12 protein-coding genes are annotated in these 14,151 nt (G+C 51.0%); 6 read left to right on the top strand and 6 right to left on the bottom strand.

The window, feature by feature from the left end; genetic code table 11:
• Nucleotides 1-17 precede the first annotated feature (17 nt).
• From galE to KK083_RS28690, 3 genes are read right to left on the bottom strand one after another with little or no spacing between them, the layout of a single operon-like run.
• Entirely contained in the window at nt 18-1,037 is a 1,020-nt protein-coding gene (galE, locus tag KK083_RS28700; RefSeq protein ID WP_254169593.1) for a UDP-glucose 4-epimerase GalE, read from the bottom strand.
• 7 nt (nt 1,038-1,044) lie between these two features.
• The gene (locus KK083_RS28695) at nt 1,045-2,295 is read right to left on the bottom strand and encodes a nucleotide sugar dehydrogenase (protein ID WP_254169592.1); all 1,251 of its coding nucleotides are present in this window, start codon (nt 2,293-2,295) and stop codon (nt 1,045-1,047) included.
• A 9-nt stretch (nt 2,296-2,304) separates the two neighbouring features.
• Complete coding sequence (locus KK083_RS28690) at nt 2,305-3,330, bottom strand: NAD-dependent epimerase (RefSeq protein ID WP_254169591.1); 1,026 nt, start codon at nt 3,328-3,330, stop codon at nt 2,305-2,307.
• Between the two features lie 94 nt (nt 3,331-3,424).
• On the opposite strand from KK083_RS28690, the gene KK083_RS28685 reads away from it, so the two are divergent.
• The 6 genes from KK083_RS28685 (at nt 3,425) to ccsA (KK083_RS28660) (ending at nt 9,172) form a co-directional block, all read left to right on the top strand.
• A complete protein-coding gene (locus KK083_RS28685; protein WP_254169590.1) occupies nt 3,425-4,453 on the top strand; it encodes a GumC domain-containing protein in 1,029 nt (342 codons plus the stop codon).
• A 2-nt stretch (nt 4,454-4,455) separates the two neighbouring features.
• Complete coding sequence (locus tag KK083_RS28680) at nt 4,456-5,121, top strand: heme exporter protein CcmB (RefSeq protein WP_254169589.1); 666 nt, start codon at nt 4,456-4,458, stop codon at nt 5,119-5,121.
• Nucleotides 5,122-5,204: 83 nt separating this feature from the next.
• On the top strand, nt 5,205-5,882 hold the full coding sequence (ccsA, locus tag KK083_RS28675) for a cytochrome c biogenesis protein CcsA (protein ID WP_254169588.1): 678 nt from the start codon (nt 5,205-5,207) through the stop codon (nt 5,880-5,882).
• Nucleotides 5,866-6,102: a CcmD family protein gene (locus KK083_RS28670; protein ID WP_254169587.1), complete on the top strand. Its 237-nt coding sequence runs from the start codon at nt 5,866-5,868 to the stop codon at nt 6,100-6,102. Before ccsA (KK083_RS28675) ends, KK083_RS28670 begins: the two co-directional genes overlap by 17 nt.
• 64 nt (nt 6,103-6,166) lie before the next feature.
• A complete protein-coding gene (locus KK083_RS28665; protein ID WP_254169586.1) occupies nt 6,167-6,571 on the top strand; it encodes a cytochrome c maturation protein CcmE domain-containing protein in 405 nt (134 codons plus the stop codon).
• 48 nt (nt 6,572-6,619) lie between these two features.
• A complete protein-coding gene (ccsA, locus tag KK083_RS28660; protein ID WP_254169585.1) occupies nt 6,620-9,172 on the top strand; it encodes a cytochrome c biogenesis protein CcsA in 2,553 nt (850 codons plus the stop codon).
• Between the two features lie 264 nt (nt 9,173-9,436).
• Here the strand turns inward: ccsA (KK083_RS28660) and KK083_RS28655 are convergent, their stop codons facing one another.
• The 3 genes from KK083_RS28655 to KK083_RS28645 all read right to left on the bottom strand — a co-directional run.
• A complete protein-coding gene (locus tag KK083_RS28655; protein WP_254169584.1) occupies nt 9,437-10,951 on the bottom strand; it encodes an amino acid permease in 1,515 nt (504 codons plus the stop codon).
• A gap of 153 nt (nt 10,952-11,104) precedes the next feature.
• Nucleotides 11,105-11,806 (bottom strand): lipoprotein signal peptidase, encoded by a 702-nt coding sequence (locus KK083_RS28650; RefSeq protein WP_254169583.1) that lies wholly within the window; start codon nt 11,804-11,806, stop codon nt 11,105-11,107.
• Between the two features lie 39 nt (nt 11,807-11,845).
• The coding region (locus KK083_RS28645) for a class I tRNA ligase family protein (RefSeq protein ID WP_254169582.1) at nt 11,846-14,151 on the bottom strand (2,306 nt) is incomplete at its 5' end.

Raw genomic sequence — 14,151 nt, 5'->3', positions numbered from 1 at the left:
AGCCAAAACAAAGTTGATTAACTCCTGCCAGCCAGCTTTTTCTCCCATTGCCATGCATGGAGAAGGGCGTCAGCAACGGAATATTTTGTTTTCCATTCAATGAGCCGGTTTGCTTTGGCGGGATCTGCATAGACTTTCTCCACGTCTCCCGGCCGCCTGGGGCCCATTACATAAGGAAGTTTCACCTTGGTCACTTCAATGAACTGGTTGATCAGCTGCATCACCGATACGCCCAGTCCCGTGCCCAGGTTCAGGGTCTGGTAATGCGTTGGCTCGCTGACCTTGTTCAGGTATTCCATGGCCTTGATGTGTGCCAGCGCCAGGTCTACCACGTGGATGAAGTCGCGGATGCAGGTGCCATCAGGGGTATTGTAGTCACTGCCAAAAACGGTGAGCTTTTCACGGATGCCGATGGCGGTTTGCGTAATGTACGGCACAAGGTTATTGGGAGGACCGATCGGCAGCTCGCCAATCCATGCACTGGGGTGCGCGCCGATGGGGTTAAAATACCGGAGTGATATAACCTTGAAGCCTGTGATAAAAGCGTCTTCCAGCACACGCTCGCACATCTGCTTGGTTGCTCCGTAAGGTGATTCGGCCCGTTTGAAAGGTGTGTTCTCGTCTACCGGAATGTGGTCAGGCTGGCCATACACTGTACACGATGAAGAGAAAACAATATCCTTCACGTTGTTCTGCTTCATTACCTGCAGCAGGGTTACCAGGCTCTGGATGTTATTCCTGTAATAGCCCAACGGATCCTGTACTGATTCGCCCACCGATTTGTAGGCTGCAAAGTGCATGACACACGAAAAAGGCCCGTGTGATTTGAATACGTTCTGTAAAAAAACCTCGTCGAGGCAGTCGCCTTCGTAAAAGCTCACCTTCTTGCCAGTGATCTTCTCGATGCCCTCCAGCAGCGTGCGGTTGCTTTTTGAAAAATTGTCGATCAGCACGGTTTCGTAACCTGCGTTCATCAACTCCACTGCAGTGTGGGCACCGATGTATCCGGCGCCTCCGGTAACGAGAATTTTCTTCATTGTATCGCTATAAACGTGCTGTTACTTCAGATTTCTTCAGGTATCCTTTTACATCGTAAACAACCGTTTTTTCGTGCTTCATGTTGCTCCAGTTCATCGCAGCGAATTCCTCGTGGCTTACGGTCAGCACAATGGCATCGTATTTCTTGTTGGGTGCGCTGATGAGCGAGAGGCCGTATTCATGCTTCACTTCTTCGGCATCGGCCTGCGGATCATACACGTCTACCTGTGTGCCGAAGCTCTTCAGCTCCTGGATCACGTCCACCACACGGCTGTTCCTGATGTCGGGACAGTTTTCCTTAAAAGTTATGCCGAGTACAAGGATATTGCTTTTGTTGATGGGGAGCTCGTTGCGTGCCATCAGCTTGATCACCGAGTTGGCGATGTGAATGCCCATGTTATCGTTGATGCGGCGGCCCGACAAAATCACCTCGGGGTGATAACCCAGGCTTTCAGCTTTGTGGGTGAGGTAGTAAGGGTCCACACCGATGCAGTGACCACCCACCAATCCTGGTTTGAAGGGAAGGAAGTTCCACTTGGTGCCGGCAGCCTCAAGCACTTCATGGGTATCGATGCCCACGCGGTCGAAGATCAGCGCCAGCTCATTGATAAAAGCGATGTTGATATCGCGCTGTGAGTTCTCGATGACCTTGGCAGCTTCTGCAACTTTGATCGAAGATGCTTTATGGGTGCCTGCCTGCACAATTTTTTTATAGAGCTGGTCAACTTTTTCAGCAGCTTCCGGTGTGCTGCCGCTCGTTACTTTTTTAATGGTAGTTACCCTGTGAAGCTTGTCGCCGGGGTTGATGCGCTCAGGAGAATAACCACAGAAGAAATCGACATTGAATTTCAGCCCGCTGGTCTTCTCGAGGATCGGCACACACACTTCTTCTGTGCAGCCAGGGTACACCGTTGATTCATAGATCACGATGTCGCCGCGCTTCAATACACTACCAACGGTCCTGCTGGCGCTTTCCAGTGGCCTGAGGTCAGGTTTTTTGTACTCATCAACGGGCGTGGGCACGGTAACGATGTAGTAGTTGGCGCTTTTGATATCCTGTATATCCGAAGAAAAGCGGAGGTTTTTAGAGCTTTTCAGCTCGTGCGCTTCAACCTCACGTGTTCTGTCATGGCCTTTTTTCAGCTCTTCGATGCGTTCTTTATTGATATCAAAACCGATGACATCCATGAATTTACCGAGTTCTGCAGCGAGGGGAAGACCTACATATCCAAGGCCTATGATGCCTATTTTCTCCATGATTAATCGTTATTTTTTTATGTTATAATATTGCAAATACCAGTCGATGAAATTCTTAATGCCCACTTCTATGGGTGTTGAAGGTTTGAAGTTCACCTCATTCATCAGGTCCTGCACATCGGCATACGTTTCAGGAACGTCACCTTCCTGCAGGGGCAGCAGGTTCTTTACTGCTTTTTTGCCGAGGGTCTCTTCCACCACTTCGATAAAACGCATCAGCTCAACGGGACTGTTATTGCCGATGTTGAACACCCTGTACGGCGCAAAGCTGGTGGCAGGGTCGGGCTTCATGCCGCTCCATTGTTGATTGGGTTTGGCTTCTTTGGGGATCAGGCGGGCGATGCTTTCAACGATATCCTCCACGTACGTGAAGTCCCTTTTCATTTTGCCGTTATTGTATACATCGATGGGCTTGCCTTCGAGGATTGCTTTGGTAAACAGGAACAGCGCCATATCGGGCCTGCCGTAAGGACCATACACGGTAAAGAAACGCAGGCCGGTTGTGGGCAGACCATACAACGCCGAATACGTGTGGGCCATGAGCTCGTTCGATTTTTTCGAGGCCGCATACAGCGAGATGGGATGGTCTACATTGTCATGAACGGAAAACGGCATTTTTTTATTGGCGCCATAAACCGAGCTCGACGATGCGTAGACGAGGTGCTTCACCTGGTTGTGGCGGCAAGCCTCCAGTATATTGAGGAACCCGTGCAGGTTGCTCTGCAGGTAGGCATGCGGGTTGATCAGCGAGTACCGTACACCGGCCTGTGCGGCCAGATTTACTACCCGGCTGATTTTCTTTTCCTTAAAAAGATCGTTCAGGGCCTTGTTGTCGGCAAGGTCCATCTGGTGGAATTCAAAATCAGGAAGCTCCTGCAGGATCTTAAGCCTTGACTTCTTCAGGTTAACATCGTAGTAGTCGTTAAGATTATCCAGGCCAATTACATGGTAACCCTTGCTGCTGATTTTTTTTATGAGATGAAAACCAATGAAGCCGGCCGCCCCTGTGATCAGAATATTCTCAGACGTAGACATGATAAACCCAGTACTTGTATAAAATGGAGCGGCAAAAATATGAATATTAAATAGAATCTATATTAAATTGCGGCTTTCATTAAAAAAAAGAACAATGGAGCATCCCGAAAACAGGCAGAAAAACCCGGAAGAATTTGATCTGGCGCAGTTTTTTAGATGGATACAACTGGGTCTTAACCGGTTCGGGAATGCGATCATCTACGGGATCGCCTCGCTGCGCAATCTGTTTTTTTCAAACAAGCTGTTCTTTTTTATTCTCATTCTGATAGGTCTTGCGCTGGGCACGTTCTATTCCCTGCTGCTGAAAAAAGAATTCTACAAGACCACCATGATCCTCAGCTGCGACTATCTCAATAACCAGATCGTTGAGAGCAATATCGCCAAATTAAACCAGCTGAGCGCCGAGCCGGGAGGTGAAAGCTTATCGGAGCTTTTGGGCATCGATGCCAGCACCGCCTCGAACATTCTGCGATTCGAATCAAAACCTTTCGTATCTGACCGTGATATTGTAGAGATGGAAGTGCTCCGCGAGCAGCTTAACAACCTGGCTGCCGACAAAAGAGATCTGGTTCAGAAGGTGATGGCCAAACTCACCATCGAGAACAAAAACGCTTACGAGATCAGCGTGTATGTTTATAACCCTGACATTGTAAAACCCCTGGAGAAAGCGTTGATCAATTATTTCGCCAACAGCTCTTACATCAAGAACCGGATCGAGATCAACCATATCAACCTGATGAACAAAAAGCAAAAGCTCAAGAAAGAATCTCAGAAGCTCGACAGCTTAAAGGGACTACTTTTTGAGAACATCGAGGCGCTTGCCAGGCAACCCAACCGGGGGAGCAACAGCCTGGTGCTGAAGGATGAAAAAGGCTTCAACCCGCTCGATGTTTTTAAAGAAGATATTCTGATAAACGACGAGATCCTTGACATCGAAAAGAAACTTTACATCAAGGCCGACTTCGAAGTAATTGAAGGTTTTACAACTTTCAAACAACCGGAGGGCGCAAGCCTGCCAGAGGTCCTGTTCATTTCATTCTGGATCTCCTGGCTGATGGGCTACCTCATCATCGGCGCGTGGAAATTTGACAAGCTGCTGGCGAAATATTCAACCAGCGCCTAATCTTGTTTCAGGCCATCAAGATATTGATCCGCAAGGAGCTCACGCTCGAGCTAAGGCGCAAGTCGGTGATCTCGGGCATCGGTCTCTACCTGTTAAGCCTCATCTTTATCTGTTACCTGACCTTCAGCCTGCGCCAGGCCTCTATCTCACAGGCTACCTGGTCTGCGCTCTTCTGGCTCACCATTCTCTTTTCAGTGATCAACAGCGTGGCCAAAGGTTTCATCGGCGAAAAAAGGGGGCTGTCTATTTATTACTACAGCGTGGCCCCTGCCGAAGCCATCATCCTTTCCAAGATCATTTATAACGCCCTGCTCTGTCTCATCCTTTCGCTGGTGGGTTATTTCCTGTTTCATCTTTTTATTCATAATCCCGTACAGGATCAGCCTTTGTTTGTGCTCACCCTTGTGCTCACGTCCGTTGGCTTCTCCTCTTCGCTTGGACTGATCTCTGCCATCTCATCGAAGGCGGGCAACAGCAACATCCTGGTGGCGGTGCTGAGCTTCCCGGTTGTGATCAGTATCCTGCTGATGGCCATCAAGGTTACCAAAAACGTTCTCGATGGCCTCGAGCGGTCGGCGAGCTACGATGAACTGCTCAACCTTCTTGCAATAAATTGTATAAGCACAGCCCTTGCGTACCTCTTGTTCCCTTATATTTGGCGCAGCTAAAACCCGGCAGCTTCCCGTCGTTTTTGAACGGGATGACAAACCGGCAGTAACCTGCCTGCGCCGCCGTCCGTTCCCTTTTTTGTATGAAAACCTGGTTAAAAATCCTGGCCATAGGCCTCCTCTTCTATCTTCACATCGGGGGCATGCTGTTCGATGTGCCCAGGCTTAACATTGTAAACGAAACCGTGCGGGCCACCTACTTCCACGTACCCATGTGGTTCGGTATGTGCTTCCTGTTCAGCCTTTCGTTATATAACGCCATTCTTTATCTGCGCAAGCCACTGGCAGAATATGATGTGCGGGCGGAAGCCTTCGCGCATGTGGGACTGGCGTTTGGCATTCTCGGCATTTTAACCGGAATGATCTGGGCCAATTACACCTGGGGCTCGCCCTGGCATGGAGATCCCAAGCAGAACGGTGCCGCCATTGCCTGCCTGGTGTACCTCGCTTATTTCGTGCTGCGTGGCTCTGTTGAGAACCATGAGCAGAAAGCCAGGCTCAGCGCCGTGTATAACATCTTTGCGTTCGCCGCCATGGTGCCGCTCATCTTCATCATTCCCCGCATGACCAGCTCCATGCACCCGGGCAGCGGCGGAAATCCCGGCTTCAACATGTATGACCTCGACAGCAGAATGCGGCTGGTGCTTTACCCCGCCACCGCTGGCTGGTTTATCGTAGGATACTGGATCGCGTCGCTGCGGATCAAGATCAAAACAATCGAAGAAAAACTTTTAGACCTTGAACATGAAACATCTCGTTAAGTACCTGGCCGCCCTGCTGCTCCTCTTCTGCAATGCCGCCATTGCACAGCCTGAAAAAGTAGAAATGGCAGATGTAATGCGCTCTGAAGGCAAGATCTATGTGGTGGTGGCCATCATCCTGGTGGTGCTCGCCGGCCTGATCGCCTACCTTTTTCTGCTCGATAAAAAGTTGAGCAAAATGGAGAAACTGCTCCACGAAAGACAGCAAACCAAATCATGAAGAGAATCGTTTTAGAACAAGCTGTTCAATTTGTAGTTAACTTTGCACCAAATCACTGAAGGTCATGAAAAAGTCGCATATCCTGATCATCGTCGTTATTGCCGCAGCAGTGGGTATCCTTGTTGCCACGGCCGATGACGCCAGCAGCTACGTAAGCTTCTCGGAAGCATATCAACTGGCTTCTACAGGAAATCAGAAAGACATCCACGTGGTGGGCCAGCTGAAAAAAGACGGCAATGGAAACATCGTTGGCATCGAGCCGGGCGCTGACAAGGTTTCATTCTCCTTCATCATGATCGATGACAATGGCAAAGAACAAAAAGTAAGTTATAAAGAACCGATGCCCGCTGATTTCACCAAATCTGAAAAAGTGGTGGTGATCGGCAGCTACTCAGGCGACACGTTCGTTGCCAGCAAGATCCTCCTGAAATGCCCCTCCAAATACCAGGAAGAAAAAGTAAATGTTTAGCGGGCACCCCAAATCGCACCTCGTATCTCGTAATTCGTACTTACCAAGATGATGCATTATTTTGTCGGTGACCTCGGTCACCTTTTTGTTATTACGTCTTTTATCGCTGCCATCGCTTCGGCGTTCTCTTATTTCAGAAGTACCGGCGCCGCCTCGCTTGACCTCAAAGATCAATGGCGGAAGAACGGCGCTGTGGCCTTCTACGTGCACGCCACGGCTGTGCTGGGCATCTGTGTCACGCTGTTCATCATCATTTACAATCACTATTTCGAATACCATTACGCCTATAGCCACTCCGATAGAAATCTGCCGCTGCATTATCTCATCTCTACTTTCTGGAACGGCCAGGAGGGAAGCTTTTTGTTATGGATGTTCTGGCAGGCGGCGCTCGGACTGGTGCTGATCTTTACAAACCGTTTCTGGGAAGCACCGGTGATGACCGTGTTCGGGCTGGTGCAGGCTTTTCTTGCTTCCATGATCCTGGGTGTGGTGATCCCTGGCCTCGACTTCCGCATCGGCAGCTCGCCCTTCATTTTGCTGCGCGAGGTGATGCAGAATGCGCCGATCTTCGTGTCTAATCCTGAATTTATTCCCAACGACGGCACCGGACTCAATCCCCTGTTGCAGAACTACTGGATGGTGATCCACCCGCCTACACTGTTCCTGGGATTTGCCTCCACGCTTGTTCCGTTCTCGTTCTGCCTGGCAGGACTGTGGCTTAAGAAGTACCGCGAATGGGTGAGGCCCGCGCTGCCCTGGGCGTTGTTCGGCGGCGCAGTGCTGGGCCTGGGCATTTTAATGGGTGGGTACTGGGCTTATGAGACGTTGAACTTCGGCGGCTACTGGAACTGGGATCCGGTGGAGAATGGCATCTATGTTCCGTGGCTGATCCTGGTAGCCTCGATCCATACCATGATCACTTACAAGAACAGCGAGACTGCGCTCAAGGCTTCCATCATTCTGGTGATCGCCGTTTTTGTGCTGGTGCTGTATGCCACCTTCCTCACCCGCAGCGGTGTGCTGGGCGATTCGTCTGTTCACTCCTTCACCGACCTGGGTCTCAGCGGACAACTGCTGGTATACCTCGGGTTCTTCCTGTTCGGCGCCATCATACTTTCGATCGTTCGCTGGAAAGAGATCCCGTCGTCAGACAAAGAAGTCTCCACTTATTCGCGTGAGTTCTGGATCTTTGTTGGCACACTGGTGATCTGCCTCATGGGCTTCCAGGTGCTGTTGCCCACTTCCATCCCCGCATGGAATAAATTTGTAGGTTTCCTCGGCTTCTCCTCCAACATGGCCCCGCCGGCTGACCAGATCTATTTCTACACCAAGTTCCAGCTGTGGTTTGCGGTAGCGATAGCGTTGCTTTCAGCGGTAGGGCAATTCTTCTGGTGGAAAAAAATGGACGTGCGGCAATTGGGCAAGGAGCTGCTCATGCCGTTCATAATCACACTGGTGGCCTTTGTGGTGATCCTGCAGGTGATGGTTTCTTTCTACAGCAGCGAGGCCATCAACGCACGTTATCTCATCATCCTGTTCAGCGCGCTTTTCACGGTGATCGCCAATGGCAAGATCCTGCTCTCGCTCCTCAAGTCAAGCCCCGGGCTTTCCGGAGGCGCCGTAGCACACATCGGTGTGGGCATGATGCTCATCGGTATGATGTTCTCTTCGGGTTATTCAAAAGTGGTGTCGCTCAACAACACAGGACTTTTATACAGCCGCGAGGCCAGTGAAGAATACAACCGCGAGAACCTGCTGCTCTTCATCAACGAGCCGCGTACCATGGCAGGTTACAAGATCGAGTTCAAGGGCGAGCGCCTGGAGCCGCGATGGAAGTCGGGATACCTGAACCCCAACGATGTTGAGTTCATCGAAGATCCGTACCGCGTTGTGGCCAAACGTGATATCCAATACAACGGACGCAAGCTGTTCAATGCCAAAGACACCATCGAGATCTTCCCCGAGAACAAATATTACGAGGTGCAGCTTGTAAGCCAGGGTGGCGGCAAACATACTTTGTATCCCCGCATCCAGGACAATCCCACCATGGGCGTTGCAGCATCTCCCGATATCAAACGCGATCTCTCAAAAGATCTTTACGCACACATTGTTGACCTGAACGATCCTGAAAAAGCAGAGTGGAGCAAAACGGAAGAGATCAAGGTGGCTGCTTTGCAAGAGTTTTTCGCCAACGACTACGTTGCTGTGCTCGAAAAAGTGGAACGCATCTTCAGCATCGGCAATACGAAGCTCGACTCGGCCGATGTTGCGGTAAAAGCGCTGATCAGGGTGAAAGGCGAGTATGAAGAGTACCTGGCCGAACCCATCTTCATCATCCGCAACCGGATGGTGGGCCGCATCCCTGACGAGATCAAAGACCTGGGCGTACGGCTCACGCTCATGAACATTCACCCAGAAACGGGACAGTTCTCTATCGGTATCGATACACGCCAGAAAGACTGGATCGTGCTGAAGGCCTTCGAAAAGCCGCTGATCAACGTATTGTGGATCGGCACGCTGGTGCTGATGATCGGTTTTGGAATAGCAATCGTGAGAAGGTCAAGGGAGTTTAAGAAGATGAAGGAAAAGGGACTCGAGTGAGTTAGAAGTTTAAAGTTTAAAGTTTGAAGTTTAAAGTTGTGGGGTTTAGTTGCCGGTTGCCAGTTGGTGAGATGCTGCATTGAAGGCAGGACCAACAACGGAGACTGATATTTTCAAACCGCCTTCTGATGGATAACTCCCACAAACTTGAAACTTCTAACCTGAAACCATCCCGCCGGCAACTGGCAACCGGCAACTTTTCATACCGTCTTAAAAAAAGAAAGGGCTTCGATCGAAGCCCTTTCTTTTTATGAATTCGTTCGATCACTTCTTCCCCGTTCGGAGGTTGCTCCTGTCCTTGCTGTAGCCGAAGTAAACAACGAGGCCTATCACCATCCACACGGCGGCTACCAGTATGGTATAAGGGTCGAGGCTTACGATCATGGCGCTGCAGACAACGATACCCAGAATAGGCACGAGCGGAACGAGCGGTGTTTTGAAGGCACGTGGCAACTCGGGGTTCTTCACCCGCATGATCCATACACCCACGCACACCAGCACAAACGCGAAGAGTGTACCGATGCTGGTGAGGTCACCGGCCATGCTTCCAGGAATGAAGCCGGCAAACAAGCCCACAAAAACGAGCAATATCAGGTTAGACTTATAAGGCGTTCTGTACGAAGGGTGAAGCACCGCGAATACCTTGGGCAACAGGCCGTCGTTAGACATGGAGTAGAATACCCGCGACTGGCCTAACAACATCACAAGGATCACCGATGAGAAACCGGCGAGGATAGCCACGCTGATCAACGTTGCCAGCCACTCATAGCCGGGCATGTAGGTCTGGATAGCGTAAGCAACAGAAGCTTCCTTACCTACCGTCTTAAACTCTTCCCAGTTGGCGATACCGGTGAGCACGCGTGAGAACAATACATAAAGGATGGTACATACCACGAGCGATCCGAGGATACCGATGGGCATATCACGTTTGGGATTCTTCGCTTCCTGGGCTGCTGTTGACACGGCGTCGAAACCGATGAAGGCGAAGAATACGATACCGGCGCCACCCAGCACACCGCCCCATCCGAATTCACGGAAGGTATCATGGCCAGGCGTGCCTTCGGGGATGATAAAGGGTGTATAGTTTTCAGGATTGATGAATGACCAGCCGATGGCGATGAAGATCAGCACAATGGCCACTTTTACAAACACGATCACGGCGTTGAGGCTGGCCGATTCCTGTGTTCCTTTGATCAGCACCAGCGTGAGGATGGTGAGGATCAGCAATGCGGGCAGGTTCACGATACCGGCAGAGACAACCGCGTCGCCGGCCAGTAGTTCAGTAGTTGAAACCAGGGTCTCTTTTCCGTTTACCAGCCTGGTCACCAGGTGCTCGAACGGCGAGTGACTCAACGAGTAGGGGATTGCACCTCCCAGCAAGTTATTAAGGTACTCACTCCACGCAATGGATACGGTTGCAGCGCCCAGCGCATACTCCAGCACCAGCGCCCAGCCAATGACCCAGGCCACAAGCTCGCCCATCGTAGCATAGGCGTAGGTGTAAGCGCTTCCCGCGATCGGGATCATGGAGGCAAACTCCGCATAGCACAAGCCTGCGAACGCACAACCAACCGCTGCGATGATGAATGAAACAACAACGGCAGGACCTGCAGCTTCACCCGCTGCGGCCGCGGTGCGCACAAACAATCCAGCCCCAATGATCGCGCCAATGCCCAGGGCAACGAGGTTGGCAGCTCCAAGGGTACGCTTCAGTCCCTTGTCAGAATCGCCAGCCTGGGCAAGCAATTGCGCTAAAGGCTTTTTGATAAACAAACTCATTGTATTCTTCCAGGTTTTAGGTTTTAACTAATTGGTTTAACTACTTTAATCCCTAAAAGTAAGAAGAATAATGAATTTGGCTAACGATCGTTTTGCGGTTCGTGAAATTTCCTATGTGAACGGGATAAATCCGTCTACTCAGTGGAGTTTTGTTCAGGAGACTGGCTCGGGATCTTTTGTCTCCGAAGAGGCTGAATCGCCTACGGTCAGAGAGCTTGTTCCATCGATGCCGTTGGACCCAGGCGCCGGCGTGGCTGCCTCGTCGGTCTCGTCGTGGTGAAACTTATCCTTGAAGAACCTGCGCTGGAACAGCAGGATGGTAACAACGCCGATGAAAATAGAAGAATCGGCAATATTGAACACCGGGCTAAAGAACAGGAAGAACTCTCCCCCCTTCAAAGGTACCCAGTCGGGAATGTAGAACTCGAAGATCGGAAAGAAGAGCATGTCGATCACCTGCCCGTGAAACCAAGGCGTGGGCGAGCCTGCTGGGTGGTTGTTGAGCAGCACACCATAAAAGGTACTGTCTATCACGTTGCCCACAGCACCGCCCAGAATGAGAGCCATACACCAGAGAAAACCAGGATGTGTATTCCTGGAAGCCATGCGCCACAAGTAGTAGCCGATGCCTGCCATGGCGGCGATGCGGAACACGGTAAGGGCAAGCTTGCCGAACTCATTGTTCCAGCGGATGCCGAAGGCCATACCCGGATTCAGGAGGTAGTGAAGCCTGAACCAATCACCGATCACGTTGATCTCCTGGTGCAGGTACATGTGCTCATGCACCAGCAGCTTGGACGCCTGGTCGATGATGATAACAACAAGAGCGATGATGAAATACTTGTAGATCTTCATTGAAATTATGCTTGTCTGTCTGTTCAAAAAATTGAACAGTTATTTTTTAAGGCTGATCTTGATCTTCAGCATGAACTCATCCATATCGACCTCTGCCGCATCCTGGAGCTTCTCTTTCAGCTCGAGGCTCAGCGCCTGGGTTTCTATGCTGATGTATTCTTTAAATTCGGTCAGCGCCGCCGTTACCAGCTCGCCGTCTTTTTCCACTTCAATGCCGATCTTGTCCAGCACTTCCAGCCCCATGTCTTTGCGCAGGTTCTGCACACGGTTCACAAAGTCACGGGCAATCCCTTCTTTCTTCAGGTCTTCGGTGATGTTGATGTCGAGCGCAACGGTAACACCTGCCTCGGTGGCCACCGACCAGCCGGGTATATCCTCGGAGCTGATGAGCACATCTTCCAGCACAAGATCAAAACCATCTTTCGAAAGTTTGCCATTCTTTTCGAGCGCGGCAATTTCTTCTTTCTGCAGGGCATTGATCACCGCCGAAACCTCTTTCATTTTAGGACCATACTGTTTGCCCAGCTTGGCAAAATTCGGTTTCACCTTCTTCACCAGGAGGCCTGACGTATCGTCGATGTATTCGATGCCTTTTACATTGACCTCGGCGAGGATGATCTCCTCCACGGTTTTGATGCGCTGCGCAAAAGCGCCGTCGAGCACCGGCAACAGGATCTTCTGCAGCGGGATGCGCACCTTGATCTTGCTGTTCTTGCGGATGGAGTGCACCAGCGAGCTGATGTGCTGGGCATAGTCCATGGAGATCTCCAGGTCTTTGTCGATGCGTTTCTGCTCAGCTTTCACCAGGTCTGTGAGGTGCACAGACGTGTGGCGCAGCGGTGTCTTGTTGGCAACAGCCTTGTCTCTGATGTTCTCGGTGAGGTTTCTGTACAGCCACTCGCTGAAGAACGGCGCGATGGGCGACATCAGCTGTGCCGTTACCGTGAGGCACTCGTACAGGGTTTCGTAGGCAGCCTTCTTGTCTTCGCTCATCTCACCTTTCCAGAAACGTTTCCTGTTCAGGCGCACATACCAGTTTGACAGGTGATCGTTCACAAACTCCTGGATAGCCCTGGCCGCGCGGGTGGGCTCGTACTCTTCCAGCGCTTTGGTCACTTCCACGATCAGCGACTGAAGCTTGGAGAGGATCCAGCGGTCTAGGTTCGAGAGCTTTTCGTAGGCAACTACGTTCATCTCGTCTTTCACATAACCGTCTATGTTGGCATAGAGCGCGAAGAACGAATAGGTGTTGAGCAGCGTACCGAAGAACCGGCGCTGCACTTCCACGATGCCGTCGAAGTCGAATTTCAGGTTATCCCATGGCGGTGCATTCTCGATCATGTACCAGCGCACCAGGTCAGGGCCATATTTGCTGATGGCCTCGAACGGGTTCACCACGTTGCCTTTGCTCTTCGACATCTTGTTGCCATTCTTGTCGAGCACCAGGCCATTGGAGATCACATTTTTAAAAGCGACGCCGCCATTGTTCACTTTCTTGTTCACGGCCTGCACTTCGGGGCTGCTTTCGCTCAGCATCACGGCAATGGCGTGAAGGGTAAAGAACCATCCACGGGTCTGGTCAACACCTTCGGCAATAAAATCGGCAGGATAATTTTTCTCGAACACATCCTTGTTCTCGAAAGGATAGTGCCACTGCGCATAAGGCATGGCGCCGGAATCAAACCACACGTCAATGAGGTCCGGCTCGCGGTACATGGGCTGGCCCGAAGCGCTTACCAGGATCACATCATCTACATAAGGTCTGTGCAAGTCTCCCGCGGCGAGCGGTGAGGTCTTCATCAATCCCCTGGCGATGGATTTTTCGATCTCGGCATTGAGCTGCTTCAGCGAACCGATGCAAAGCTCTTCCTTACCATCTCTTGAACGCCAGATGGGCAGGGGTGTCCCCCAATATCTTGAGCGTGACAGGTTCCAGTCAACCAGGTTCTCGAGCCAGTTGCCGAAACGTCCTGTTCCCGTAGACTCGGGTTTCCAGTTGATGGTCTTGTTCAGCTCCACCATTCTGTCTTTCAGCGCCGTGGTACGGATGAACCATGAGTCGAGCGGATAGTAGAGCACGGGTTTGTCTGTACGCCAGCAGTGCGGGTACGTGTGCTCGTATTTCTCCACCTTGAAAGCTTTGTTCTCTTCTTTCAGGATGATGGAGATGATCACGTCCGTGGTCTTGTAGTCGGCGTGCGCCTCATCTTCATTGGTATAGTTCTTCACATAAAAATCATCAGGCCCCAGGGGACGATGTGTTTTGATGTGGTATCGTTCAACACCTTCCTGTAGTTTTTTGCCGATGGGTGTTACAAACTTGCCCTTCTTATCAACAGTAGGGA

It is taken from the genome of Chryseosolibacter histidinae (genome assembly GCF_018598225.1).
Taxonomy (GTDB): domain Bacteria; phylum Bacteroidota; class Bacteroidia; order Cytophagales; family Cyclobacteriaceae; genus Chryseosolibacter; species Chryseosolibacter histidini.
This window is presented reverse-complemented; position numbering and strand designations above follow the sequence as displayed.